Raw genomic sequence first — 24,965 nt, forward strand, 5'->3', positions numbered from 1 at the left:
GGTCAGTTTCATGATAGATTTTAGAGACATAAGATACGCTGCACACTGAAATTATCTTTGGGTCATTATAGGATCAATCATTCTGTGGTGCTCCCTAAGGCAATTGTGGCTGATTTATAACGTGGCCGTAGTGCTGAAGGATCATTTTACCGTCGCGATGCCCAGCAATTTGAGCAACTTGTGGCACCGACAAGCCACTTTCAAGGGCTTGACTCAGAAGAGTGTGTCGCGTAGCGTAGGGCTTTCTGTAAGGAATATCCAAAAACAATAATGTGGGCATCCAACATTGAGAACGAAAATTGCCATGATCTATAATTTGCCCCTTGGGGCTTTTAAAAATTAGACCACAAGCATTCTCGGTAATTATTGAGCTAAAAAGAACAAAGACACGATCGGACATCTTCAAAGTGCGGACAGATTCTTTGGTCTTGGGAGATTTACAAATTTTCTGGTATTTCCCCCGCTGCCGAGACACCGACTGCCTGATAAAAATCAGGCGCTTTTCTAAATCAACACTGTCCCAAGTTAACCCGACAGCTTCCCCAGTCCTCACTCCCGAAAAAAGTAAAAATCGCACAAACGGTGCGTAAGTGATATAGACCCGATCGACGTAATTTAATATTTTTTCGATTTCAGCGTCTGACAATGGCGCTTTTTTCTTGTCCGATCGCTGTCGCTCATCTTCTGTTGCCGTGCGAGAGCGAACCCTTTTCAAAGGATTATCCGCTGGCTTAATCAAGCCCTCTTCTACGGCCCACAACAAGCACGATCGCAACATAGACAATCTGCGATTAAACGTGCTCGCAGCCAACTCACTAATTTGCAGCCATTCAGTATTATCAAGCGAAGGATTTCCCGATTTTACAAGCATGGCTCGGACACAAGCATAATGATCTGCTGCGGTTGAAATTGGCAAGTCAAGAGAAACAACCCAAGCATCCCAAAGTTCAAGCCAGCAAATCTTGGGATTAGCTTTTACCCGAAGCGGAGTTTGAGCGGCAGATAACTTGTGGCGATACCTTCCTAGGGATGGATCAAAATTTCCAGCAAGAATATCATTTTCGATTTTTGTGGCGATCGCTGCGACCAATTGCCGATCGCGCTTATTCTCCCATTTTCCACCGGGCAAAGGCGAGAACGAAAACCTAGCGCCCTCAACAGTAAATTGAAGCCGGATCGCTTTCCTATCTTTTGACGGATTAATATTCATTTTGAGCGGATTTTGAGCGCAAACTACGTTAGCGGTAGATCCGACAAATCTATCAAAACTTTAAAAGCTTTGCTACGAGAGAACGGGACAGACGGGGCTCGAACCCGCAACTTCCGCCGTGACAGGGCGGTGCTCTAACCAATTGAACTACTGTCCCTCGTTTTGCCTTTGTTTCAGGCACAATTTCTATTATGCAGATAACTGCACCGTTTGTCAAGAGGTTTTTTGAACTTTTATTTGGAAGCCCAAAATTTGAGTCTCTTGCAGGGGACTGAAGTTGTTGTCGCTTACCAAAATCAGGCCTCTGGTACCATCGGCTAAATCGGGGCCAAATGTCAAGCCCTCAATGTTGTCTAGGGGAATTTTCAGAGTTTCCAAATCCAGCAGCAGCCGTTTTTGGGCGGGGGAAACCTCGCTGATACGGGTTTTGAGGCTTGGGAGTGCTTCAATGCGATCGGCTTTTTCCAAAGAAATCTCAAAAATTCTGATCGTCGTGCCGGTTTCCAGGGAGAAAGCGCGCTCTAAACTGATCAAGCGCTTGTCGTCGATCGCCAATAAATCCACTAAACCGTTGCTAGTTAATTTTCCCACAGGATTGGCACCAGGGGGTAGCGGTTCCGTGATGTAGGCAAAGGAGGCATCTGGATTGCCACTCGCAGCATCGTACCGCAAAATCCGGCACGGGCTGCCTTTTTCCAGGGAAGTTACGGCGCCATCTTGAACTGTAGCGTTTTCGGTGGCGGTGAATAGGTATTTGCGATCGGCAGTTAAAGTCAAGCTTTCAAAGGCGAGATTGTTGCGGATGCCTTTGGTGCCTTTGGCATCGGGCAAAAATAGGTCAGGAATTAAAAGCGTTTTCAGCAGTTTACCATCCAGGGAGAATTCTTTGATGAAAGGAGCGATTTGGCGATCGACATCTCCCTCAGAAGAAACAAACACGCTTTTGCCAGTAAAAGTTATCCCTTCGGGATCTAAACTGAATTCGGGAAAACTTTTACCGTTTTCATCTAATAAAGTCGTCACACCAGTAAATTCAATATTGTCTTTCTCCAGCTTACCAGATGCCAAGTTAATTTTCAGAGAATAGAAGCGCGCCGGAGCCTTGCTGCTGCGGTCATCAGAAATAGCATAATAAACTTGTTTCTCCGCATCATAGGTAATTCCCGAAAGTCCGCCAATTTCTGTCCCCCCAAAGGGAGAACCTGTTGGAAATATTGCCCTACCGATAAAATCTATTTTGGTAACAGCGAAAGATTGGGCCGAAAGATTGACAAAAATAGCAACAGTTGCTGCCATCAAAAAACAGGCAATAAATATAAGTATTTTCCCTAAATTGTGCATCTTACTATCTTCTTATCTTTCTTGCTTCGCGGCCTTTGCGTCTTCGCGGTTCGTTCAATCAGAAAATTACTGTTTCTGACTCAACAAAAAATTAGTCAACCAATCTTTAACGATGTAAGTAGCGCGACAGTCGTCCTCATTGTAGCGGACGATCGCCTCCAAGAGATCGCGATCGCCCGTTTTGAGCCAATCATCGTACCAACAGACACACTGAGCACCGTTAGCCTTAGCATCGCGCCAGTCAAAACCCAACCAGCGCGCAATGGGTTTGAGTGCGTAACTTTCCACCGGCATAATCGCTTGCTGCGTCACTTGCTTGTGAATATCCACAAACCTTTTCAGCACAGGCTTCCACAAGTAAGCTGGAGTGTTGTAAAGTTTAGCCAGTCGCTTAAAAGTCTTGACTTCGTAGTCACAAAAGTGGAAAATCGGAGCAATGGGATAAGCCCACATTAGTTCTAAAAATTGCTCCCAGATTGCACCTTCCTCAGCCGGTGATTCTGCCAGGAAGCCGTGGAATTTTTCAGTGTTGTTGTACCTGTCAACAACTAATACTCCGTGGAGATAATCTAAATTTAACTCCGGTTCGGCTTCGATGTCAAAGTAGAGTTCGATTGGGGCGATCGGCAAAAAGACAGATTGTGAATAAGGAATTGGTTTTTTGCGGAGAATCGGCGCAGGTATAGAAGGTGCAGCAGATTTATTTTCTGTAATCTTTACGGACTCAATTTTAGCTATTACTAAACTATTCCCTGCAACTTCTGGTATTCTGATAAACTGATTAACCGCTGTCGTTGCCGAACCTCTATCTTTAACATCCGTTAAATCCGTTACATAATCCGCTGCCGAACTTCCTTCTTTGACATCCGTTAAATCCGTTACAAAATCCGTTGCCGAACTTCCTGCTTCTCGCACAAACGGTTGATTTAACAAAGTCGATCGCGCTTGTTGCACCACATCGACAGCCACTCCCGCCACAAACTCAGGATAACTCGCTAATAAATCGGAATTAGCATTAGCCAAAGATGCTAAATCAGTCAATCCTAGAACTTTTAATATAGCATATCGCTTAGCCGTAACTCCCGGCAATAGCGAAAGATGTTTAATCGATTCGGCTTCCTCGTGACAAGCCGTATACCAACCGCAAAGAGTACACTTTTGCCGAGAAATGAAAACCTCCGGTTTCTGCCGATTTTCTAACATCTCAATGCACTCATCCAAAATCTGGAACATTTGAGGCATTCGCTGGTAGAGATTCACCGCCCAAAGCCCTTTTGTCCGCAGCATCAGCCACGCAGTTTCGGGCATTGTTCCCTGCATGGAAGCTAAGACTTTCGCATGAAAAGCAGCAATAATTTGATAGTCTAGTTTTGGTTTTTTACTTAACCACATATCGGCTGTCGCATAACTCCAATTACCAAAATTGGAATCTCCAGGCTGTTTGATTAATAAGTGCGGGCGACTGACGAGAGTGATTTCGGAAGAGTGCAGGATTGAGGAGGAAAGATGCACTGAAGTTTCGGGAATCTCGCCAATGTCTGGCAAATATTGACCGTCAATCCCTGATATAGAAGCTGTTTCACCATTGGTTTTACCTAATTCATCTTGGCAAAGGACTCCTCGATAAATGCGATCGACTCCTTGCTGCATTAAACTCAAAGTAGCCGCCGCACCAGCCGCCCAATCCCCTCTAGGATAATATGGTTGTTCGTAGGTTTCGGATTCTAAAGTTTGCTGCTGGTATGTCGAGCTATCTCGCATCAATTTTAGCAAAAAGTCACTTGGTGGATCTTGTTGTTTCCAATCTCCCAATATATCTAAAAATGCTCGGAGATTACATCGTTGATAGGAAAGTAGTAGTTTGTCAGTTATTAACATTTAGTGTTTACAGAAGGTTCGTCAACGGATTGTGTCACGGATGTCACGGATGTAAAAGATAGAAGGTTTGGCAATCGATTATATAACGGATGTAACAGATGTCATGGATGTAAAAGATAGAAGTAAGAAGGCTTTTTGAGAGAAGTTTTTGACATTAATATTTATTCAATCTGTCATGCCGCACACACAGTCCATATATAGTATTTTGTAGAGGCAATCCCCGTAGTTGCGTATTCCTAGGGTTATTGTGTAAGTTCTATCAATATTAACGTTATCAATTAATTCCCCAGAAAAAATGACAAAGGACAAACACCGGCAACAATTTCCAGCTTTGGCCAATAAAGCTTATTTTAACTACGGCGGACAAGGGCCGTTGCCTGAGACTGCTTTAGAGGCGATTTATGGGGCCTATAAGCGGGTGCAGCTTGGGGGGCCGTTTTCGGGGGAAATCGGTGCTTGGGTGGCTCAGGAGGCGATGCTGACGCGACGTGCGATCGCAAACGAGTTAGCCGTCCCTCCTGAAACGATCGCCCTGACTGAAGATGTCACCGTCGGCTGCAATATTGCTCTGTGGGGCATTGATTGGCATCCTGGCGACCATTTATTGCTCTCTGACTGCGAACACCCCGGCATTGTAGCTAGTGTAATGGAACTTCAGCGCCGTTTCAACCTTGAGGTTTCGGTTTGTCCGTTGGCGGCTACTTTGAATCAGGGCGATGCGGTGGCGGTGATTGCTAATTATTTGCAGCCGAATACTCGTTTGTTGGTAATCAGTCACATCTTGTGGAATACTGGCCAAGTTTTGCCTCTGACTGAGATTGTGAAAGTGTGCCATGAAGGCTATGAACCCCCCCTAACCCCCCCTTGCCAAGGGGGGGGACAAGAGGAATTTCCACTCATTTCATCGGGGGGACAAGAGGAATTGCTGGCTACAAAGAAGAAAGTTAGGGTGTTAGTTGATGCGGCTCAATCTGTGGGGGTTTTGCCTTTGAATTTGATTGATTCGGGAGTGGATTTTTATGCTTTTACTGGTCATAAATGGTGGTGCGGCCCGGAAGGTTTGGGTGGACTCTATGTAAGTGCAGAAGCTTTGGCAGATTTGCAGCCGGTGTTTATCGGTTGGCGGGGAATTGTGACGGATGCTAATGCTAAACCGATTGGCTTTAAACCGGGAACTCAACGTTACGAAATTGCGACTTCGGCTTATCCTTTGTATGCGGGTTTGCGAAGTGCGATCGCTCTGCAACACGAATGGGGTACGATCGAGGAAAGGTATGCAGAAATTTGCCGTTTGAGCAAGTATCTCTGGGAACGTTTGTCGGAAATTAGCCATGTAGAATGTTTGCGGACATCTGCACCGGAAGCGGGTTTAGTTTCGTTTCGATTGACTAACGGGATGCCGCATAAAAAGCTTGTCGATTTGTTGGAGAAGCAGGGAATTATGGTGCGGACAATTCTGAATCCCGATTGCGTGCGGGCTTGCATTCACTATTTTACCACTGAGGCGGAGATTGATAAGTTGGTTGGGGCGATCGCTATAGTGTAGAGTGCCTCGCCTTGAGCTATTTCAAATAGCTGGAAAATCTCATACCGACGCATCTACAAAATTAGGGGCGATCGCCCCTAAGTCCGTATATTGGTTATAATGTGCTTGAACAATTATTATTAAGAAAATTTTGGGTATTCCTGAAGTATAAATGTCTGGGGGCTACCTTTAAGATTCTGTTTCATCACCCGCAGCAAACGATTGTCCATCGGCTGTGTATCTTGAGTGAAAAAGTAGTCGAGTACCTGCACTTTGCCTGCATAGTCTCGATCGGCTTTACAAATTACAATTCCTGCATGATTTGAGGTTGTAAAGTGGAGATTGATAAAATCTTGACGATTTTCTGTAATGACGGCGCGCCCTGCGTTTGTCGCGTACATCAAGACTTCATCATCTGGAATTTTTTGATTGGCTTGTCCGGCTTCATAGGATGTCAAAACATCGTAACCGCGCGATCGCAGTAAATCAACCATTGCGATCGGGAAGTTTTCATTTGAGTAAAACTTTAGCATCGGCAGTTATTCATTTTCAGCAAGCCACAGATCGATTTCTTCTCGGTTGCGATCGTAATAGTTCGCAACCGCTTGCAAATCTTGAAGGGTGAGTCCTGGATAATTATAGAGAAGTTCGGCTTCAGTTGCGCCCTGTTGTTGGTAGGCGATAATCGTCCAGACGGGAATGCGGGTATCGCGAATTCGCGCTGCGCCGCCACAAATTCCTGGAGTTTTGTGAATGGGATGTTGAAGGGTTTGGACGAATTGCAGCGTTTGTGCTAGCAAGTCATCAGGCAGTGTTTCAATGGTTTGGAGAAGTTGTTCTTTGATGGTCATAATCGATATCCAGATGCAATAGCGGTTTACACATTGGCAGCTTCGATAATTTGCAACGAAGTGTCTTGCAAAAACCCGGTTTCTGGCCACCCGTCCGTCCAAGACCAAACTAAATGCGGTAGTTAAGTTTAAAAGTTTCTCATTTTTTCAAATGTTGGAAAAACTTTAGTTTTCGTCCTAGCATGATATTCAAGACGGGCTTCCACCACTTCTGAAGTCAGGTGAGTCACACAATGATTAGTAACATACAATATATCCTGAGATTCAGATTGATCTTCTGAAGTCAGGAAACTCTCACCCTCATTGGTAAAGCACAGAACATAGCGAACCCCATCATCGCAGTCGCGCACAAACTTTCCTAGTAAGTCTTTGTAGTTGAGAGTATCAACCGCTCTATTGAAAGATTCAGCTTTGTTTCCCTCTATCCCGTGACAGATGAAGGTAGCAAAAATTGCGTAATCTGAATCAGGCGGTTTTAAACTTACAACTCTTTTAATATAAATAACGGTATCACAAAGCTCGACTTCATCAGTATCTATGATTTGTACTTCATCCCAAAATTGAATGAAGGTTTCACCATTTTTCTTTTGATAGCAGGTAAACTCATATCCCTTGCTTTCTAGTTCAGCCAAAATTTGGCGTAATGGCTCAGGCATGGCTGAACTTGGAATAGTACGCATAATTCAATAGTAAACTCCAACCACTTTACCTAACCAATTGGAGTATTATAGCTTCAAACCAGGCTCAAACTCTTCTATTTCACTAGCTGTGAATTGATAGCGATGTCTTTTGATGCCAATCGCTGAGCGAACGACTTTCGGTAAAGGCTCTTGGCAATCAGACCCGAACTCTTCTATCTCACTAGCCGTGAATCTATAGCGATGACGCTTGCTGACATCAGGTAAGCGAATTTCTTCCAAGAGAACACTTAGTTTTGCCTGTAGGTTATGCGAATTTTTGGCTAGAAATTCCCTTGATAAATAAATAGTATCTGTAGTGTAATCAAAAGCCGCATTTGCTCCATTAATATCAGCAGATGAAACGACCCTTAGCTGCCAGTAAGTGCCTTGAAGATAGACTTTTTCAGACAAATTTGGATTGATCGCCTTTTTGACCGTTCCCAAAACTGGTTTGTAAGAATGCCGATCGCGAACTCTAGTGGATGTGTTATACACTTTTGGCTTCCTCTTTTGGCTTTTTCTTTGTATATCGGGGAGTTTTTATAATTTTATGCAAGTGAATACATACTTGTTACTCTACTGCGGATATCCAAACTTGTCAGCAAGATACAGTCGGTTAAAAAGTGTTAAAAAGTAATATTTTAGGGAAAAGGTAAGATCGCGGTAAGATTATGGTAAGATTACTGTGATAACTAGACTCCCCCTTAAGCAATGAACGTTGAGGAAGCCTTAAGAATCACTGATGAGTTAATCTGGAGCACAACAGGAAAACACCTGACGCATTTACAAGAGGCTATAGTTCTGAACACTTGGAAAGGTAAAAGGTATCACCACATTGCTGAACAACACTCATATAATGAAATTTACGTCAAGAGCGTTGCTGCTCAGTTGTGGAACCAACTCTCATCAGTATTAGGGGAACCAGTCGCAAAAACTAATCTGCGAACTGTGCTGGAGCGACAATCGCATTTGCAATCAATCCCGCTGTCCCAGGTGAAAGTTGAGCATGAGGGGGTGCTCGCCATCTCGGCCCAAGACTGGGGTGAAGCACCAGATGTACCTGTTTTCTATGGACGCACTGAGGAACTGGCAACCCTACACCAATGGATCGTGAAGGATCGCTGCCGACTGGTGGCAATATTGGGCATGGGTGGGATTGGCAAAACTGCTCTGTCTGTGGAAGTGGCAAAACAGATTGAGGGTGAGTTTCAGTACGTCATCTGGCGAAGTCTTCATTATGCCCCACCTGTCACAGAGCTTTTAGCAGACTCGATCAAATTTTTTTCCAATCAGGAACTCACTAATTTACCCCAAGACGCAGCTAATCTCCTGTCGATCCTGATCCAGTATTTGCGATCGCATCGGTGTCTGTTGGTACTCGATAATGCTGAGTTGATTCTAGAACCTGGGCATCCATATGGACAATATAAAGAGGGCTACGAAGGGTATGGCGATCTCATTAAACGGGTAGGAGAAGTATCTCATCAAAGTTGCTTAGTCCTAATCAGTCGGCAACGATTTAGAGAAATTGCATTGCTAGAAGGCCCCATAAGACCTGTTCGTTCATTAAAATTGGATGGGTTAACGGTAGAAACAACATCGGAAATCTTCAAAGAAGAATCTTTATCTGACCAGGAAAAATGGAGTGAACTCATTCAACTATATCGAGGCAATCCCTTGGGATTAAAGCTAGTTGCTAAGACAATTAAAAGCCTATTTAATGGTAAAGTATCTGAGTATTTACAACTCGGCACAATAACAATCATGCCGGGGTTTCAAAAAATATTGGATGAGCAGTTCCAAGCATTATCAATTTTAGAAAATAAACTTATATGCTATATAGCGAATTATCACTCTCCTATTTCATTAAAACAATTGCAAGAAGAGTTTCAGTCAAAAGCAGATATAGCAGATGTTATACAAGCTTTAGAATCTTTAGGATGGCGAGCCTTAATAGAAAAAAGCACAAAAGGCAGTGAATTACTTTTTGGTGTACAACCTGTGGTGCAAAAGTACATTACCAAATCTATCAAATCTGGCAATACAACCGATGCTCTAGAGCCTTAGTGGTGCATAGAATAATTAATCTATAAATTTCTCCTGTTCTGACTGCTTCTCCTAATGACTTTAGGGATACCATTGTCTGATGCAATCACCTGCGTGACTTGCTCTACCAGAACCTTTTGGGTGTTTGCGCTGACCCTTTGATTAGTGGAGGTTGCATTTTTATGGTCACGACCACGGTTTTCATAATCACTTTCTTCTAGGTCTATAGAAAGAGCAGTAAACAGATCATCCAGACTTTTTTTATTGACAGGATGTGTCCTATAGAGTATTTTTTTGAGCGTCTCACGCTGCTGCCCAACAACACGTTCTAATTCAGAAAGGTTGACATTTTCAGGAAACGGTTTGTTGACTGATTTTAAACAATTTTGCTCACTATAACCCTGAGCAGCAGTTTGTACCTTTTGCAGCCCTTTGCCAGTCAAATAACAATTTTTAGACATAACATAATTTTTGGTGTTTTAGTCCTAACAATCGACTTTGGCTTCCGTGCTGAAAACCCCGAATCTGGGGTTAGGCATTTTGCCTACTTAGCTCTAAACTGCCGATGATCGGCAGGATATTGGGCTTTGTCCTACCACAATTTGCTGAGAAGCTTACTGTGATTGAATTTGGATAAATTTAACATATTTTTTTTACATCGGCGCTGATGATCGGCATTAATGTTTGAGGTGTCGTTTATTGTTGATATTAAGTTCACTTGGAACGCCACGCCAGATGCTTACATACAGCAAAAACGGCGTTCCACTGAGGAATCGCCGCTAGTCAAATAAACATACCTCCAAGATAGCATCATGGACAACTTATCTCTACATGACGATCGCCCATCGCCAAACCCGCGGCAGGCTAACGGCATCATCCTGCTGTGCGAAATTCTCCTCATTCTCTTGCAAGCCAACACTTCCAGCGAGAAGTGGTCGCAACTGCAACAACTTTGTCCAATCGAGACTCACTGGCGCGGCTACAGCTATATCCGGCTGTTTTCCTGCTGCTTGTTCGAGATTCTTCTGATCCACCTGCCACCGGCGACAGACACCGGCATTCACTGTCACGATTCTTGGTACAACGTGAATATTTTGATCGCCGGCGAAGCAGCAATTGACAGCAAATACAAAATTCGCGGCGGTAAGCCGAAACTGGTTCGAGAACAGAAACTCACCAAAGGGCAATTCTCTCAATTGATGCGCTATCGCTCTCACAATCTCTGTTGTCCGGGTTCTGCAATCTCCCCAACTATGACGCTTAACATTCATTTCCCGAACCGAACTGAGTCTTAAACGATTGGCGATCGCATTTTTCACTATCAAATGCGATCGCCTCCCCACAGCTAAATTTTGCCAATCTTCAATACACCAACACTCTTTACTTGACGAGGAAAAATCAGATGACTACTTGCCCTTACAAAGACAATTCCAGCCTCAAAAAATTGCCCTGCAATTGGCATTCCCATCCTGAAAACTCGAACATCCGGCTGTGCGACTGCGGCAATTTCTACAAAATCGATGAATTAGTCGAACCCTTCCAAGGTTCGCAGTCTTTCTTTGTTGTCTTGACGATCGTCATTCTGATACTTGGGCAAGCTGTCCGCTTTGAAAAACCGGGTTTGAATGCACCAGTACCCCAAAATTATAACCAGCTTAAAGAGATCCGGTAGCAGAATTCATACCTGCTGATAAAAAGGTCGATCGCCCTTTCAGCAAAAAACACCAAAGGTCGATCGCCCTTTTAACTGATCTCGACTCACGCACTCCCACAAAAGAAACCGGGTTTTTACCGAATCTGTCGTCTTCAACGCAGTATTGTCGAAAAAACCCGGTTTCTGAGATCCTAATTAATGACTGTGCCCGCGATCGCACTTTCACTCAACAACGCTTCAATCTGCGGATTTGCCCACTCTGCTGCAATTTTTTCCTCATATTGCTGCCATTTACCTCTAGGAAAACTCCCAACAGCAAAATCAAAAAATCCATGTTCCATAGAGAATATGCCACCGCGTTCATACATTATGATTAGAGGTTCGTAGGGTTCAGGTAAAGTAAATTCACTAACTTTTGGTAAAGTTTTCACCCGATCCCAATGGAGGAACCACTCGCAGGTTTTCTCAATTATACCCGCCACATAAAACGGTGTCTCTGTGAAATGAGTCTTAAGCACTTTAACCTTAGTATCATCGGCACATTTCGCCCGAAATCATCTATAATAGAAAGGTCAGCGCTCATGACACCGAAATTATGAACATCAAAGTCGTATTAGAACCCAGTGACGAAGGTGGATATACCGTCTATGTTCCCTCACTGTCAGGCTGCATCAGTGAAGGGGAAACGATTGACGAAGCATTGGCAAATATCCAAGAAGCGATCGAACTTTATTTGGAGCCGATGGCAGATGAATTGAGCATTTCCGAAGGTGCAATTGTGAGAGAATTGGTGGTATGAGCAAAGTTCCCAATCTTCCTTATACTCAGATTATTGCTGCACTACAGCGCGATGGATGGGTATTTGTCCGCCAACGGGGTAGCCACATTCGACTGCAAAAAGCTATGCCAGATGAAGTATTGAAATTGACTGTCCCAGCTCATCGCTCAGTTAAGCGTTCTACTCTAGCTCACATTTTAAAACAGGCTCGTATAGACCTCGATAAGTTTTTGGATTTATTATAAGTAAACTGAACAAGCTATCGCCATATTTTCGCAAAATTAATTAAAAAGCGATCGCCCTTTTAACCTAAATTAATCTCGATTTACCCACTCCCACAAAGAAACCGGGTTTTTTACTTAATCTGTCGTCTTCAACGCAGTATTATCGCAAAAAACCCGGTTTCTGAAATCCTAATTAATGATTGTGCCCGTGCCCACCATGATTGTGCCCATGATCGCCGTGAGAATGACCATGATCGCCATGATTATGCCCATGATCGCTATGAGAATGCACGTGATCCCGAACAACCAAATTCGGATTCACAGCCACAGCACTTTCACTCAACAACGCTTCAATTTGAGGATTTGCCCACTCTGCCGCCATTTTCAGGAACTCAGGATGGTCGTTAACACAAGGCAATTTGCGGTAAGTAACTCCTTGACGTTGCTTCTGTAAACCCTCAATAATGTGGTCTACATCTAACAAAGTTTCGTGGTTTTCTGTCGCAAATCCGATCGGCATAAACACGATCGCAGTTGCACCCAAATCAATCAAATTCTTCGCAGCCAACGTCGCATCCGGCTGAGTCCATTCAATCAGCGGCGTGTCATGATTCAGCCAGCCCACCGAAATCAAAGGATAACGATACATCAAACGTTCCCGCACGCGATCGTACAAAGCTTGACTTTCCACAATCCCCGAAGTGAAGCCCTTCGCCTTGTGCGGACAACCGTGATTCATCAGCACAATCCCAATCTGAGAAGGCAAATGTGCTACAGCTAAATCGTTTTTAATTTCCTCTTCAACCAAATCCGCCATTAGCTGGATGTAAGCTGGTTCATCGTAAAAAGAAGGAATATAACGCTGTCCAGTTACCCAATGTTCTTTACCATCAAAGGTTTGTGCTAAAGCATTGTTTACCTGTTCCACAGCAATCCCGCTAGTGAAAACAGAATCCACAACCAACAGCGGATAAATCAGAATTTTGTCAAAGCCTTCTGCTTTAATTTGCGGGATTACTTGTTCCGGCAAAAACGGCGCGCAAAAGTTAAAAGCTTTGAATACTTTTACTTTATCGCCCCATTTCTCCTGCAAATTCTGTTCAATCCCCGCCCGTTGTTGTTCAAAAATTGCATTGTGGGGCGACACGAATTTACCGTGTTGGTGACTCCACTCGTGCAAGTCAAAAATTGCCAAAATCTTCGCCAGTGGCGGATAAATCCAATTTGGTACTGGCGCAAACTTTGCCGTCAGTAAGTTTAAAGCTTGTTCGTTGTAATTCGCAAAATCGTCGTAGCTTTCGACTTCGCCGTAACCCATCAGCAAGACGGCTACGCGATCGCTGTTTGCCGGTGCGGCAGATGTTTTGAATTCAATTTTTTCTGGAGAAGCAACCACTTTGTATTCCTCAATTTTATTTATTCTAAGAGATCCAGACAGGATGAAGAGTGGATCTGAGATTTTTGATTGTTGGCGATCGCACGAGTTGCGCGCGCTGGGCTGATTCCCGGTTTCTGCACCGATAATTCCGGGCTAAACCTCTGATTTATCCTAGAAACCGGGTTGATGAGTGTCAGTCGTGAATCGGTTTTTTGGTTCCGACCCGAAACTCGTAGGGTGACTAGAACTAGAATCAGACTTTATTCAGCCTGACAGGGAATGGGGTTAGGGGGGATAAGTTTTATGTTTTCTTAAGACTCTTTCGCCTTGCCTCGGATTCCGCAGGTTTGCAGCGTTCCCAGCGTTTATTTTGGGGGGATATTCTTCAAACTTTGCGCTATCATGAGTTTAATATCCTATCCCCCCGTATGGCATATAATTAGTTATGGTGTACAATAAAGTAAAGTTATGTTAAGCTCTTGATTAATTTTATTGAAGCACAATGAGACTGGTAATTTGCCCCGGAATCCACGACCCAAAACTCACTGATTGTTTCCTAGAGGGACTTTCGGAAGTTTGGGGAAACGTAGAACCTCGGCAAAATATCCAAAGATCTTACTCTGTTAAGATTTTCCCAGCTCATAAACAGCCACCTTTTTCAGCCCTTGACATATTCCACTTTTTGTGCAGTCAAGAGTTGACAGGAGAAAGTCTAGTATTCGTTAGTTTTTCGGCTGGAGTAGCCGGGGCGATCGGGGCGGCGTGGATGTGGCAGCAAATGGGTGGCAAAGTCGCGGCATTCATTGCTTTAGATGGTTGGGGAGTACCCCTGGGGGGCAATTTCCCGATTCACCGGATCAGCCACGATAGCTTTACACACTGGAGTTCAGCTATTCTCGGTGGCGGTGAAGACAGTTTTTATGCCGATCGCCCGGTTGAACATTTAGATTTGTGGCGATCGCCCCAAACAGCCCAAGGTTGGCAAATCAGTCAAACAGCCGATCGCATCGAGACGACGAAACCAGCCACCGCAGCAACATTTTTAGTTCACTTATTGAAACAGTACGGAGTCCAATCAGTTGTTTAACTTTAATTTATTATCATCGGCGATCGCATCTACTGCTACCTTCACCGGCCTAGAAAGTCCTGTATCTTCTTCAGATAGAAGCAAGAGCATTCAGCAGTGGTTGGTATTTGGCGCATCAGCATTTTTAGTCTCAATTCCAGTTTTTGTGCAAGCGCCTTTAGTGCGTTTGTATCCCACCATCAGTTTGCTATCAACTATCCCCTGGTTCGTACTTAGTTTAATCTTAATTTTCCGCCCAAAAACTCAACTTTGGGGAGACTTATTATTAGGATTTGCCGGATGTTGGCTGGCTGGTTCTATTTATTGGGGCTGGTTTAGATGGGAACCAATTTTGCACTTACCGATAGAAGCAATTGGTTTGCCATTTGCGATTTGGTGTTTGGGTAAATCTTGGGGGAAAGTTGGCGCATATTTTTATTTAGGTTCGTTATTAGGAACCGCTATTACCGACATATATTTTTACTTGACAGGTTTGATGCCTTACTGGAGACAAGTGATGCACGCGGAACCGGAATTGGCTATGCCGATTTTCCAAAGTGCGATCGGGCAAATTGACACTCCTTGGGGTATTGGTTGTGCGATCGTTTTAATTGCCGTACTTTTAACTGTGGGTTTGATCAGTTTGCGCGATCGTGCTTTGCACTGGCGGGCATTCAGTGGGGCAGTTTTTAGCACACTGTTAGTAGATGGTTTATTTTGGCTAGCCGCTTCCGCAGCTTAATATTTCTGCTTGGCTTGTATGTGTGTGATTTTTGACCGCAGATGTGGGCGGATTGACGCTGATTAACGCAGAATTTTTGAGATATTCTAGTTGTGAGGTTCTCGCTTTCTTAAAGAACTCGGGAATTTGGGTATTTACTCCACAATTTTGAGTTAAAATCTAAAATCTAAAATCTAAAATCCCAAATTGATATCATGTCTTTCATTTCAGTTCGCGGTGTAGAACATTATTACGAGTGGATAACAGCAGACAATAGCGCCCAACCCAGCGGCAAACCAGTTATGGTATTTCTCCACGGCTGGGCTGGCTCAGCCCGCTACTGGGAAAGCACTGCACAGGCGATCGCCAATGACTTTGATTGTTTGCTGTACGATATGAGAGGTTTTGGTCGATCGCCCTTACCGCCATCACCTCCTGAGTCCAGTTACGAGCTCGAAACCTACGCCCGCGACTTAGCCGAATTATTAGAAGCTCTGAATTTAAGCCGCGTCTTTCTCAACGCTCACTCTACAGGAGCATCTATTGCTACTTTATTTCTCAACCTTTACCCCGAAAAAGTAGAAAAAGCCATTCTCACTTGCAGCGGCATTTTTGAATACGATGAGAAAGCCTTCACAACTTTTCATAAATTCGGCGGCTATGTAGTCAAATTTCGCCCGTCTTGGCTGGCTGCTATTCCGTTTGTCGATCGCATCTTTATGGCTCGGTTTTTGCGCCAATCTCTCCCCACAGCCGTCAGTTTAGCATTTCTCAAGGATTTCTTAATGGCAGACGAGGAAGCTGCGATCGGTACAATGGTGACAGCAGTTAGCAAAAGAGCAGCCGAGGAAATGCCCCAGGAATTTGCACGGTTGAGTGTGCCCACACTGCTGGTAGCTGGAGAATTCGATCAAATTATCCCCGCCGCCATGGGAGAACAAGCAGCCTCCCTCAGCAAAAAAGTAGAATTTGTTATAATTCCCAATACAGCTCACTTTCCAATGCTGGAGGATGCCGCAACATATTTGCAGCTAATCCGAGACTTTTTGCCAGCAGCAGCTTAGCTGAGTTATAGTTCATCCAATGTACGATCGGACAAACAAGCTTTTATAGCCGTTTTTGCTCCGATCTTAATTTTTAATTCCTAATTTCTTAAAGCGAAAGGTGGTAATATGAACGACCTCGATCAATACTATAGAGTGCTGGGACTATTACCGGGAGCTTCCCGAGAAGAAATTACTCAAGCTTACAAGGATTTAGCGTTCATTTGGCACCCCGATCGCATCCCTAAAGATAATCCTAGACTACTCCAGAAAGCTGAAGAAAAGATTAAGGAAATTAATCAAGCTCGGGAACAATTGCGATCGATTCAGCCAAGAGGTCAAAATCAGAACACTCAGCATAAAAATACTCAGCACAAACACACCCAGCAGCAAAACACCCAGCAACAAAACACCCAGTACAGAAATACTCAGTATCAAAACACCCAGCAACAAAACACCCAGTACAGAAATACTCAGTATCAAAACACCCAACAACAAAACACCCAACAACAAAATACCCAGCCACAAAACACTCAGTACAGAAACACCCAGCCACCACCAGCAACGCCAAAAGAGCCACGCTACTCTTCCGAACCCTATTCAGGAAAACCTGCTGGTAATTATGCGGGAAATTATGGTGGAAACTATGCTCCAAATCCGACGGGGCCTTATTCCGATGCCTCCCGCTACCAATCGCCACAGCCGCAGCCATCTCAATCTTACCGACAAGCTGCGCCGCAAGCTCCCGATTTGAGCGGTTCCAACTTCAAAGGAGCTTCCTTAAAAGAAAAGGATTTTTCAGGGAGAAACTTGAGCAATGCAAACCTGAGTGAAGCCGACTTAAGCGATACTTTTCTCCACAACATCAACCTCACAGGTGCGAATTTACAAAAAGCTAACTTGTTTAGGGCTAACCTGTTAGGAGCTTGTTTGATTAATGCCAACCTGAGAGAAACCAATTTAATCGGAGCGGATTTGAGCGGTGCAGACTTGAGCGGTGCGGATTTGACGGGTGCTAAAATCGGTTATGGCGATCGCGTCATGGTAAAACTCACAGGAGCTAGATTAACAGGTACAATCTTGCCCGACGGTACCGTACACAGTTAAAGGATTGAGTTTTTCCTCAATTCTGAAGCCAAAAATCTAGTTTCGGCAAATTGTTACTCCCAACTTAGATAGTGTCACCTAAAACAACCCCCATAAAATCGGTTCGTAGTGAGGACTTTAGTCCTCTTCAAATTGAGAGGACTAAAGTCCTCACTACGAACCTATAGCGGTTAAGTTATGTCAAATTATAAGCTGTTCCACATTTAACTTGCACACTTTAGTATTACCTTTATGTTTGAATCTTATCCCGATTTCTTCATCTGCTGCTTGCTCGCAGACAGGTAATACCAACCGATAAAACTCATTAAAGGAAATGGGTTCAAAACTTGAAAGAACAGCATTTCATTGTTTCGATCCAAAAATTTCATAGCTGATGCCAAAAATCCTCTTCGGGACTTACCAGAAAGAATTGGTTGAAAGCCCGCCCGCCTTCGAGAGAGAAATTAAAATCAGACTATTCATTACTCCAATCCTCGGACTTATAGGTAGAGGTCGCTCTCAAACTGTCAACTGTCAACTGTCAACTGTCAACTGTTGAAGCCCTCCGATGGAACAAACCGCGTTTTTTCACGAAAATATTCGCTGGGAATCTTTAATATCGGTAACAAACCCGGTTTCTGGGTTCCCATGCGTAAGTCCTACTTTTTTTGTGATAAAACGTTAGGAATTCGTGGTTGGTGGTAATTCGGTTGTCTCAGATTGAAACAAAAGTTTGCCCTCGCAGGGAACTAAAGTCTGGTAGAAAAACTTTTTACAACGATTGTGTTCATCGGCAATTACTACTCGCGCCTCGTGCCCGGTGCGAAATACCTCAGCGCGATCGCATTCTTCATAGGCAGCAATAATTACAAAATCTCCAGGATCGCACAAATGAGATGCTGCACCGTTGAGACAAATGATACCACTTCCCGGCTCTCCTGGCAACACATAGGTTGACAAGCGGTTCCCATTGCTAACATTCCAAATTTCCACCTCCTGTAAAGGCAGAATTCCCACCTTATCGATCAATTCATTGTCAATGGTGACGCTGCCTACATAATTAACATTTGCATCGGTTACGCGCACTCCATGTAGCTTAGCGTGCATCAGTCTAATTCTAGCCATTGTTTTTTTCCTGTACTGTATATGTCAGTCGATTTTGTATTTTATATTTTAGATTTACTTGCAGCATTAAATCTGGGAGCTTGAACTTGAGTCTCGAATCTAAAATTGAAGAATTTCTACTGTCATATAACCAATAGCAAACAATTCTCTCTAAGAGTAGCTTACTCCATCCTTTCCTTCACAGCACTACCTGGAATACTTCCATGTCATTGTCAAATTCTTGGATTTTCAGACGCTTGAGGGAAGTACCTGCTGGGAATTCTCTCTCAATTGTAACTGTTTTGATTGGGGTTAGTTGTTGCCACGCTGAATTAATAATATCTATAGCCCAATACGGTTAACTTAAGAGATGATATCGTTTCCGGTTGCATCGGAATTATTAACGGAAATTAGGAGACGGCAGTGCCGTGTCCCTACGATTAATCACGGTAGGGACACGGCACTGCCGTCTCCTCTATATCATAAGGAGTGCAACCGGAAATGATATGACAAGAGGGAAAACTCATGAAAAATAGATACTGGGTTGGCGCGTGCCTGCCCGTTGGCGAAGCTGCCCTGAAAGGGCTAGGGCTTATGCTTCGTTCCTCTCTTCGGACCATCTTAAGTGAACCGTATTGATCTATAGCCGGCAGCGAATTTTCCATTCCCAAAATCTCCCCCAAGAGATGTACTGCAAGTTGGATCTGACTTTTCACCTTTTTAGGCTTTTGGGGGAGGCTTTTCTCACAATTATTATGTCAAAACTTGGGAAATTGATTGGGTTTGCAAACTAATAATTTTACATACTTAACCATCTTGATTTTTTTTGATTGAACGCTTCCGTGATTGATTATTTCCGGCGACGCAACTTTCGTCCAGCAGCCAGCATAGCACCTCCCGCCATCAAACCTCCGACCGTCATCGGTTCTGGAACTGGCTCAGCTTCTACCGTCTCCACAGAACTGTCTTTAATCAATACAGCCACCGATTTGGGAATTGTATCAGCTTTGATCGTTCCCACAGAACCGCCTTTAATAAATACAGCCGAATCAAAATTACCGTCGCCCACATCTTTCATGCGGATGCTGAGAACATTTGTCTGATTTTGCTTGAGCAAACCCTCAAACCCTAAAACTTTAGTAAAACCGTCTAGCTTAATGATGTTAGCAGCAATACCCATCAAACTTGGGTTGTTAATATAGTCTGAGTGATCTGTAGAGCGATTATTTGGATCGGGAACGAGATTATTAATCGTAACTGTTTTCCCGTCGCTCAATTTTGCCAAATTACGACCATTCAGCAACAGTTCAAAATCGTCATTGTATTCAGAACCGCCGAACTCAGGAAACTCCTCTGAACCAAATACATACTCAAAGAACAATTTTTCAGCAGTGTCGTCAGCAAAAAATCTGAGGTCTAGCTGAGTTAAATCCCCAGATTCGCCCTTTACTCCAAAGTCCGTGTTTAAATCGCTGCCGTTGGTCATTAGGTTATCTTTCCGATTCTGGCCCGGTATATTGGTGACTTTGCCAGTGCTGAGAACAACGCCTGACTGCAAACCAAAAGGGTCATTAATAAAAGTACCAAAGGCAGCCTGATTTCCGGTAATTAAAACAGAGAAATCACTCAATCCTGCTATGTTATTTCCTAACAAATTATTTTTCAAAATCTCAGTGTTATTAGTTGCCCCTACCGAAAATGCCATTACTGGTGATGCCAAAAAGCTCAGAGCAGCAGTCAAGGTAGCTGTTAAGGCAGCAATTTTGTGATAACTTATCATATATTTTTGTTTAAAAGACTAAGATTGTTTAATGTCTAAATTCATTTTTACATTAGATAAGCATCAATGTCTAGTGCCTTTACAATGACTTTACATCTACGTAATTTTACGGCTTGGATGGTTAATATTTTGGGTATTTCTTAGCAATTATTCAATCAATAAACTTCAGGATAAAATACTAATACCAAAATATACGTACACAGACTAATAATTTGAGGAAGTAGGCACAGGATACCCAAGAAACCTGGTTTTTATGAGGTTTACGATCGCCCTTGACAAAAGATTTTGCTAAAATAAAAAACCGGGGTTTTTGGGTAAATCCGCAATTGATATCGAGTGGGGTCGATCGACTCCACCTGATATCAAAACAAATGACTGATGACAAATGACTGATGAGAAAGTTCGCGAGCGGGGACAGCACTAATCACCGATCGCTAAAACCCCCTTGCTTCTCCTTCCCCGCGCGGATCGGCAGCCCCTTCCAACCAACCGTCATCAGTCAGGACGATCGCATTTGCATTTCCCCAGCCGTCACGTTCGACAATCTGGTGTCCCCGCCTGCGTAACTCCTCAAGCGTCCCAGCCTCAAAACCTCCGCGTTCCACCATCAGGCGATCCGGCTGCCACTGATGGTGCACCCGGGGAGCAGACACAGCCTCGCCCACATTCATGTCGTAAACCAACAGGTTGAGGACAATTTGCAAAACCGTGGTAATAATCGTGCTGCCTCCAGGAGCCCCCGCAGCAAGGCGAAATTTGCCATTTTCCGTCACGATAACCGGTGTCATGCTGGATAAAGGAGTTTTAAGAGGGGCGATCGCATTTGCCTCACCGCCCACCAAACCAAACAAATTCGGCACTCCCGGCGCAGCAGCAAAATCATCCATCTCATTGTTGAGCAAAATTCCCGTACCCGCCGCCACAACCCCAGCCCCAAAACCTCCATTCACCGTAAACGTCAAACTAACAACATTGCGCTCTTTGTCAACTACCGTCAGGTGCGTAGTTTCCGGCGACTCGTACACAAAGCGGCTCAAAGTTTGAGCATCAACAGCTTTTACTTCGCTCGAAGGTTTGGCTTTGGAAATTTCGATTTGCGATCGGCGAAATTTCCCATAATTTCTGTTAGTCAGAGCTTTGACAGGTACGCTGACAAAATCTGGATCGCCCAAATATTCGGCCCTGTCAGCATAGGCAATCCTCATCGATTCCGCCAGCAAATGTAGCGCATCCGGGCTTTTCCTTCCCAAACTCTTGAGATCGGTATCGCCTAGAATATTGAGGATTTGCAACAAATGAACGCCACCGGAAGAGGGAGGCGACATCGCGCAAATTTCGTAAGTGCGAAACTTGCCACAAACCGGATTGCGCCAAATCGGCGTATAGTTTTTCAGGTCTTCGAGAGTGATAATGCCACCATTTTTAGCCATGTCGGTGGCGATCGCCCGCGCAATATCTCCGCGATAAAAACTTTGGGGATTTTGTGCAATTTGTCGCAATGTCCGCGCCAAATCTCGCTGCACCAAAACCTCCCCCGGTTGGTATAAAACATCACCACGAGTGAAAATATCCCGTGCCGCCCGATTCTTGTTAATCGCATCCTTTCGTTGCAGAGTAGCCTTTGTGAAGCGGGAACTTACTGGAAAACCCTTTTGGGCAAGGGCGATCGCCGGAGCCACCACCTGCGCCCAAGGTAACTTACCATACTCGCGGTGCACCGTATAAAGTCCAGCCACAGTACCCGGAATGCCCGCCGCCAAATGCCCGTCCAGACTTGCCCGCTTGCGTACCTTACCTTGCTTGTCCAGGTACATATCGCGCGTTGCTCGTTTGGGCGATCGTTCCCGGAAATCCAGCGCTTGCACAGTCCCCGTTTCGGCCCGTCGCAGCAGCAAAAAACCTCCGCCGCCGATACCCGCCGAAAAAGGCTCCACCACCGAAATCGCCAAAGCCGTAGCAGCCGCCGCATCCACCGCATTGCCTCCCTGTTGCAGCACGCTCAGCCCCGCGGCGCTCGCCAGGGGGTGAGCCGAAACTGCCATGACCTGTTTGCTGCGCTGCTGCTGCAAGTTTGGCTGTAGCTGCTGGTGGCACCCACCTAACAGTATTACCGTGATGAAACAAGTATAAATACGCACTTTATTGCTTAACTTTGAAAACATTTCTCCCCGCTTTGTCAGTAGATATTACCGTGATGAAACAAGTATAAATACGCACTTTATTGCTTAACTTTGAAAACATTTCCCCCCGCTCTCTTAGGAGATATTACAGTGACAATTAAATGACATCATCCTAAAGACATAGATTTAATTTCACTTCAGCGAAGAATCATTAACAGCCACAAGTTTACTCAAACTCAAATATGTTCAGTAGGGTAATTGTTAAATACACTACATGGTAATTTAAATGATCAGAAATATTAAGCATTATCAAAAAAACTTATAGCCAAAAGTGTTGCAGCCGAGTGGGAAGAGTGCTACTATGGCTACATTAATTATTAATTTTTTATTAACAAATATTCTGAGCAAAATTTTGGGTTATTTTAAGGCTCAAAGTCCTATCTACTTCAACAGTTGACAGTTGACAGTTGACCGCTTGACAGTTGACAGTTTGAGAGCGACCTCTACCCTTAAGTCAGAGGATTGGAGTAATGAATAGTCTGATTTTAATTTCTCCCGATCGGGGTTACGGCTTTCAACCAATTCTTTCTGGTAATAGGCTGGATCTTTTTTAAAAGTCAGGCCGTAGACCCAACTTTAAAAAAAAACGCAATCCTTGAACTTAAAAAAACAAAAAGTTTTAGTGAGCAGTTTACCAAACTGTCCGGAGTGTTAGTTAATCGGAATCTATTGAAACAAACAATCATCTCAAATAAACATCTCCATCAAGCTTTATGAACGCAAACAACATCGGCGCATTCATCCCCGGATTTAATCTCAAAAACATCAAGAATAGAGATATGGGAGGTGCAATCGATAACAAGTTAAACACAGGAAAACTCAAAACTGCGTCGCCCACTATTCTCGCACCCAGGATTGTCAGAAAAGCAGCATCACTTGCCATTAGCACAAATTTTTCCCGCGAAAAAGTTAGCATCATCATGCCGGCATTCAACGCCAAAGACACTATAGGCGAAGCGATCGCCTCCGCACTCCAGGGGACTCACCGGAATATAGAAATCCTAGTGATTGATGACGGTTCCACCGACGGCACCGACAAAATAGTTACTGACATGGCGGGGCAAGATCCGCGAATTAAGTATTACAAAAATCCGAAAAACCTAGGAGCTTACAAATCTAGAAATTTAATGCTCGAAGCAGCAACCGGAAAATTTATCGCATTTTTAGACAGTGACGACACCTGGGAACCAAACAAACTAGAAGAATGTTTGAATCTCCTCAAAAAACACCCAGAAGTTAAATCAGTCGGTCACGCCCTCCGCTATCTCAACAAGGAAGGCGAGAAAGTCAGCTACATTCCCACGTATCCCACAAATCGGGAAGAATTGCAGGATGTTCAAGAAAACGGCGCGCTTCCTTGGGTTTTTCCTACAGCTTTAGTAGTAGAACGAGAAGCTATCCTAGAAATCGGAGGATTTTTAGACGACTGGAAAGTAGGTGCAGATACCGAACTGATGGCCAGACTAGCTCAAAAGCACGGGATGCTAAGCACAAAGATGCCCTTAGGAAACTACCGAGTTTTGGGCAATTCGTTAACCGATAAATATTGGTTTAACAAGCGTCTAGCGATAGACTGCGTTAAAGAAAACCAGCAACGCAGAATTCGCGGTCAATCAGAGTTAACCTTGAGCCAATACCAAGAAATCTTTTTCCAAAATCTGTCGCCGTTAAAAAAACTCAATAAGTTAAGAGAGATTGTGGCAACTCGCTTCATGAGAAAAGCCGGAGAAAGCTGGTTAAATCGTGAGATTTTGCCTACTCTAATTTACGGAATTGCCACAACAGTGCTGAACCCTCAAGCCACTGTACACAAAATTCAGTGGATGAAATATCAGAAGCGATTAAATCAAGAATTTGACTAATTAGCTATTGGGCTGCTACATATAGCCTACCGAACTCTGCCACTTTCTAGCAGTAGCTGAACAGTTAACTGGACTCAGCTAGAGATTCGACTTCTAGGGTAGATAATAGCCGCCTGTTTGTTGACAACTCGACTGGTGGACAATCTCTGCATCAGTCGAGTTGTTAATAAAAATTGGTTCTTTGCATAGGCCCTCTAAAATGCGATCGCCCTGACAAAAGCCCTCAAAGGATTGAACAGAGGGGAATTCGCCAAAAAAATTAGCTGTCAAATCGGCTGCGATACCCATATTGAGGGTTTTCCCCCCGCTAGGCTGATCCCACTCAGGCTTCCAGCCTGTTATATTGGCTATAGGTAAATAAGCGCAGTACGGCTGTATAAATCAACAGCCTAGCTACTAAGTAGCGGAAAACACGGCTAAAATCCAAATTTTCCCACTATTCCCTAGCCAACTCTGTTTCTGCTACACAAAACTTAGCTAAACTTTCTCAAGTCTCACTATTCAATCAAGATTGCTCTTGAAGGGTCTGCTTCCTGCTTCACCCAAGGGAGTCGGCTC

At 44.1% G+C, this 24,965-nt stretch carries 25 protein-coding genes and 1 tRNA gene; 11 read left to right on the forward strand and 15 right to left on the reverse strand.

Annotated elements, in window-relative coordinates; genetic code table 11:
- Positions 1-94: 94 nt before the first annotated feature.
- The 4 genes from JGK11_RS21995 to JGK11_RS22010 form a co-directional block, all read right to left on the reverse strand.
- Positions 95-1,210, reverse strand: a complete 1,116-nt coding sequence (locus tag JGK11_RS21995) for a site-specific integrase (protein WP_293179386.1) — start codon at positions 1,208-1,210, stop codon at positions 95-97.
- Between the two features lie 83 nt (positions 1,211-1,293).
- Positions 1,294-1,367: transfer RNA gene (locus JGK11_RS22000), tRNA-Asp, on the reverse strand.
- Between the two features lie 56 nt (positions 1,368-1,423).
- A complete protein-coding gene (locus tag JGK11_RS22005) occupies positions 1,424-2,551 on the reverse strand; it encodes an esterase-like activity of phytase family protein (RefSeq protein WP_293197297.1) in 1,128 nt (375 codons plus the stop codon).
- 66 nt (positions 2,552-2,617) lie between these two features.
- On the reverse strand, positions 2,618-4,429 hold the full coding sequence (locus JGK11_RS22010; protein ID WP_293197295.1) for a TM0106 family RecB-like putative nuclease: 1,812 nt from the start codon (positions 4,427-4,429) through the stop codon (positions 2,618-2,620).
- A gap of 295 nt (positions 4,430-4,724) precedes the next feature.
- Here JGK11_RS22010 and JGK11_RS22015 point away from each other — a divergent pair, with 295 nt between their 5' ends.
- Positions 4,725-5,975, forward strand: coding sequence for an aminotransferase class V-fold PLP-dependent enzyme (locus JGK11_RS22015; protein ID WP_293212877.1), 1,251 nt, complete (start codon positions 4,725-4,727; stop codon positions 5,973-5,975).
- A gap of 119 nt (positions 5,976-6,094) precedes the next feature.
- Here the strand turns inward: JGK11_RS22015 and JGK11_RS22020 are convergent, their stop codons facing one another.
- From JGK11_RS22020 to JGK11_RS22035, 4 genes are all read right to left on the reverse strand, one after another.
- On the reverse strand, positions 6,095-6,487 hold the full coding sequence (locus JGK11_RS22020) for a DUF5615 family PIN-like protein (protein ID WP_293212879.1): 393 nt from the start codon (positions 6,485-6,487) through the stop codon (positions 6,095-6,097).
- Between the two features lie 6 nt (positions 6,488-6,493).
- The gene (locus tag JGK11_RS22025) at positions 6,494-6,805 is read right to left on the reverse strand and encodes a DUF433 domain-containing protein (protein ID WP_293212881.1); all 312 of its coding nucleotides are present in this window, start codon (positions 6,803-6,805) and stop codon (positions 6,494-6,496) included.
- A gap of 128 nt (positions 6,806-6,933) precedes the next feature.
- Entirely contained in the window at positions 6,934-7,485 is a 552-nt protein-coding gene (locus JGK11_RS22030) for a hypothetical protein (protein WP_293212883.1), read from the reverse strand.
- Positions 7,486-7,530: 45 nt separating this feature from the next.
- Positions 7,531-7,980, reverse strand: coding sequence for a hypothetical protein (locus JGK11_RS22035; protein WP_293212885.1), 450 nt, complete (start codon positions 7,978-7,980; stop codon positions 7,531-7,533).
- A gap of 216 nt (positions 7,981-8,196) precedes the next feature.
- On the opposite strand from JGK11_RS22035, the gene JGK11_RS22040 reads away from it, so the two are divergent.
- A complete protein-coding gene (locus JGK11_RS22040) occupies positions 8,197-9,552 on the forward strand; it encodes an NB-ARC domain-containing protein (RefSeq protein ID WP_293212887.1) in 1,356 nt (451 codons plus the stop codon).
- Between the two features lie 20 nt (positions 9,553-9,572).
- Here the strand turns inward: JGK11_RS22040 and JGK11_RS22045 are convergent, their stop codons facing one another.
- Complete coding sequence (locus JGK11_RS22045; protein ID WP_293212889.1) at positions 9,573-9,992, reverse strand: hypothetical protein; 420 nt, start codon at positions 9,990-9,992, stop codon at positions 9,573-9,575.
- A gap of 351 nt (positions 9,993-10,343) precedes the next feature.
- Here JGK11_RS22045 and JGK11_RS22050 point away from each other — a divergent pair, with 351 nt between their 5' ends.
- Together JGK11_RS22050 and JGK11_RS22055 are read left to right on the forward strand one after the other, a co-directional pair.
- Positions 10,344-10,826, forward strand: a complete 483-nt coding sequence (locus JGK11_RS22050; RefSeq protein ID WP_293212891.1) for a hypothetical protein — start codon at positions 10,344-10,346, stop codon at positions 10,824-10,826.
- Positions 10,827-10,933: 107 nt separating this feature from the next.
- Positions 10,934-11,203 (forward strand): hypothetical protein, encoded by a 270-nt coding sequence (locus tag JGK11_RS22055; RefSeq protein WP_293212893.1) that lies wholly within the window; start codon positions 10,934-10,936, stop codon positions 11,201-11,203.
- A 173-nt stretch (positions 11,204-11,376) separates the two neighbouring features.
- Here JGK11_RS22055 and JGK11_RS22060 read toward each other — a convergent pair whose 3' ends face one another.
- On the reverse strand, positions 11,377-11,703 hold the full coding sequence (locus tag JGK11_RS22060; RefSeq protein WP_293212895.1) for a hypothetical protein: 327 nt from the start codon (positions 11,701-11,703) through the stop codon (positions 11,377-11,379).
- Positions 11,704-11,780: 77 nt separating this feature from the next.
- Here JGK11_RS22060 and JGK11_RS22065 point away from each other — a divergent pair, with 77 nt between their 5' ends.
- Both JGK11_RS22065 and JGK11_RS22070 read left to right on the forward strand, forming a co-directional pair.
- Positions 11,781-11,984: a type II toxin-antitoxin system HicB family antitoxin gene (locus tag JGK11_RS22065; RefSeq protein WP_293212897.1), complete on the forward strand. Its 204-nt coding sequence runs from the start codon at positions 11,781-11,783 to the stop codon at positions 11,982-11,984.
- Entirely contained in the window at positions 11,981-12,208 is a 228-nt protein-coding gene (locus tag JGK11_RS22070) for a type II toxin-antitoxin system HicA family toxin (RefSeq protein ID WP_293206556.1), read from the forward strand. The genes JGK11_RS22065 and JGK11_RS22070 overlap by 4 nt, the downstream gene beginning before the upstream one ends.
- Before the next feature lie 172 nt (positions 12,209-12,380).
- Here JGK11_RS22070 and JGK11_RS22075 read toward each other — a convergent pair whose 3' ends face one another.
- Positions 12,381-13,583: a ferrochelatase gene (locus tag JGK11_RS22075; RefSeq protein ID WP_293212899.1), complete on the reverse strand. Its 1,203-nt coding sequence runs from the start codon at positions 13,581-13,583 to the stop codon at positions 12,381-12,383.
- A gap of 484 nt (positions 13,584-14,067) precedes the next feature.
- On the opposite strand from JGK11_RS22075, the gene JGK11_RS22080 reads away from it, so the two are divergent.
- The 4 genes from JGK11_RS22080 to JGK11_RS22095 all read left to right on the forward strand — a co-directional run bounded on the left by JGK11_RS22080 (position 14,068) and on the right by JGK11_RS22095 (position 17,502).
- Positions 14,068-14,652 carry a hypothetical protein gene (locus JGK11_RS22080; RefSeq protein ID WP_293212901.1) on the forward strand — a complete coding sequence of 195 codons (585 nt, stop codon included), beginning with the start codon at positions 14,068-14,070 and terminating at the stop codon, positions 14,650-14,652.
- Positions 14,645-15,373 carry a DUF3120 domain-containing protein gene (locus tag JGK11_RS22085; protein ID WP_293212903.1) on the forward strand — a complete coding sequence of 243 codons (729 nt, stop codon included), beginning with the start codon at positions 14,645-14,647 and terminating at the stop codon, positions 15,371-15,373. Before JGK11_RS22080 ends, JGK11_RS22085 begins: the two co-directional genes overlap by 8 nt.
- A 194-nt stretch (positions 15,374-15,567) precedes the next feature.
- Positions 15,568-16,416: an alpha/beta hydrolase gene (locus JGK11_RS22090; RefSeq protein ID WP_293212905.1), complete on the forward strand. Its 849-nt coding sequence runs from the start codon at positions 15,568-15,570 to the stop codon at positions 16,414-16,416.
- A 108-nt stretch (positions 16,417-16,524) separates the two neighbouring features.
- Positions 16,525-17,502 carry a pentapeptide repeat-containing protein gene (locus tag JGK11_RS22095; RefSeq protein ID WP_293179345.1) on the forward strand — a complete coding sequence of 326 codons (978 nt, stop codon included), beginning with the start codon at positions 16,525-16,527 and terminating at the stop codon, positions 17,500-17,502.
- 660 nt (positions 17,503-18,162) lie between these two features.
- Here the strand turns inward: JGK11_RS22095 and panD are convergent.
- The 3 genes from panD to ggt form a co-directional block, all read right to left on the reverse strand.
- Positions 18,163-18,606 (reverse strand): aspartate 1-decarboxylase, encoded by a 444-nt coding sequence (gene panD, locus JGK11_RS22100; protein ID WP_293179342.1) that lies wholly within the window; start codon positions 18,604-18,606, stop codon positions 18,163-18,165.
- A gap of 829 nt (positions 18,607-19,435) precedes the next feature.
- Entirely contained in the window at positions 19,436-20,365 is a 930-nt protein-coding gene (locus JGK11_RS22105) for a choice-of-anchor L domain-containing protein (protein ID WP_293191296.1), read from the reverse strand.
- Between the two features lie 434 nt (positions 20,366-20,799).
- Positions 20,800-22,527, reverse strand: a complete 1,728-nt coding sequence (gene ggt / locus JGK11_RS22110; protein WP_293179337.1) for a gamma-glutamyltransferase — start codon at positions 22,525-22,527, stop codon at positions 20,800-20,802.
- Between the two features lie 731 nt (positions 22,528-23,258).
- Here ggt and JGK11_RS22115 point away from each other — a divergent pair.
- A complete protein-coding gene (locus tag JGK11_RS22115; RefSeq protein ID WP_293179334.1) occupies positions 23,259-24,407 on the forward strand; it encodes a glycosyltransferase family 2 protein in 1,149 nt (382 codons plus the stop codon).
- Between the two features lie 93 nt (positions 24,408-24,500).
- Here JGK11_RS22115 and JGK11_RS22120 read toward each other — a convergent pair whose 3' ends face one another.
- Positions 24,501-24,695, reverse strand: a complete 195-nt coding sequence (locus tag JGK11_RS22120; RefSeq protein ID WP_293179331.1) for a hypothetical protein — start codon at positions 24,693-24,695, stop codon at positions 24,501-24,503.
- Between the last annotated feature and the right edge of the window lie 270 nt (positions 24,696-24,965).

Origin of the sequence: Microcoleus sp. PH2017_34_RAT_O_A (genome assembly GCF_020737885.1) — a bacterium.
GTDB lineage: Bacteria > Cyanobacteriota > Cyanobacteriia > Cyanobacteriales > Microcoleaceae > Microcoleus.

What these genes read in the sequence shown, in the direction of transcription:
- JGK11_RS21995 (WP_293179386.1), bottom strand. Translation starts at nt 1,210, where the DNA reads ATGAATATTAATCCGTCAAAAGATAGGAAAGCGATCCGGCTTCAATTT.
- JGK11_RS22005 (WP_293197297.1), bottom strand. Translation starts at nt 2,551, where the DNA reads ATGCACAATTTAGGGAAAATACTTATATTTATTGCCTGTTTTTTGATG.
- JGK11_RS22010 (WP_293197295.1), bottom strand. Translation starts at nt 4,429, where the DNA reads ATGTTAATAACTGACAAACTACTACTTTCCTATCAACGATGTAATCTC.
- JGK11_RS22015 (WP_293212877.1), top strand. Translation starts at nt 4,725, where the DNA reads ATGACAAAGGACAAACACCGGCAACAATTTCCAGCTTTGGCCAATAAA.
- JGK11_RS22020 (WP_293212879.1), bottom strand. Translation starts at nt 6,487, where the DNA reads ATGCTAAAGTTTTACTCAAATGAAAACTTCCCGATCGCAATGGTTGAT.
- JGK11_RS22025 (WP_293212881.1), bottom strand. Translation starts at nt 6,805, where the DNA reads ATGACCATCAAAGAACAACTTCTCCAAACCATTGAAACACTGCCTGAT.
- JGK11_RS22030 (WP_293212883.1), bottom strand. Translation starts at nt 7,485, where the DNA reads ATGCGTACTATTCCAAGTTCAGCCATGCCTGAGCCATTACGCCAAATT.
- JGK11_RS22040 (WP_293212887.1), top strand. Translation starts at nt 8,197, where the DNA reads ATGAACGTTGAGGAAGCCTTAAGAATCACTGATGAGTTAATCTGGAGC.
- JGK11_RS22045 (WP_293212889.1), bottom strand. Translation starts at nt 9,992, where the DNA reads ATGTCTAAAAATTGTTATTTGACTGGCAAAGGGCTGCAAAAGGTACAA.
- JGK11_RS22050 (WP_293212891.1), top strand. Translation starts at nt 10,344, where the DNA reads ATGGACAACTTATCTCTACATGACGATCGCCCATCGCCAAACCCGCGG.
- JGK11_RS22055 (WP_293212893.1), top strand. Translation starts at nt 10,934, where the DNA reads ATGACTACTTGCCCTTACAAAGACAATTCCAGCCTCAAAAAATTGCCC.
- JGK11_RS22065 (WP_293212897.1), top strand. Translation starts at nt 11,781, where the DNA reads ATGAACATCAAAGTCGTATTAGAACCCAGTGACGAAGGTGGATATACC.
- JGK11_RS22070 (WP_293206556.1), top strand. Translation starts at nt 11,981, where the DNA reads ATGAGCAAAGTTCCCAATCTTCCTTATACTCAGATTATTGCTGCACTA.
- JGK11_RS22080 (WP_293212901.1), top strand. Translation starts at nt 14,068, where the DNA reads ATGAGACTGGTAATTTGCCCCGGAATCCACGACCCAAAACTCACTGAT.
- JGK11_RS22090 (WP_293212905.1), top strand. Translation starts at nt 15,568, where the DNA reads ATGTCTTTCATTTCAGTTCGCGGTGTAGAACATTATTACGAGTGGATA.
- JGK11_RS22095 (WP_293179345.1), top strand. Translation starts at nt 16,525, where the DNA reads ATGAACGACCTCGATCAATACTATAGAGTGCTGGGACTATTACCGGGA.
- panD (WP_293179342.1), bottom strand. Translation starts at nt 18,606, where the DNA reads ATGGCTAGAATTAGACTGATGCACGCTAAGCTACATGGAGTGCGCGTA.
- JGK11_RS22105 (WP_293191296.1), bottom strand. Translation starts at nt 20,365, where the DNA reads ATGATAAGTTATCACAAAATTGCTGCCTTAACAGCTACCTTGACTGCT.
- ggt (WP_293179337.1), bottom strand. Translation starts at nt 22,527, where the DNA reads ATGTTTTCAAAGTTAAGCAATAAAGTGCGTATTTATACTTGTTTCATC.
- JGK11_RS22115 (WP_293179334.1), top strand. Translation starts at nt 23,259, where the DNA reads ATGAACGCAAACAACATCGGCGCATTCATCCCCGGATTTAATCTCAAA.
- JGK11_RS22120 (WP_293179331.1), bottom strand. Translation starts at nt 24,695, where the DNA reads ATGGGTATCGCAGCCGATTTGACAGCTAATTTTTTTGGCGAATTCCCC.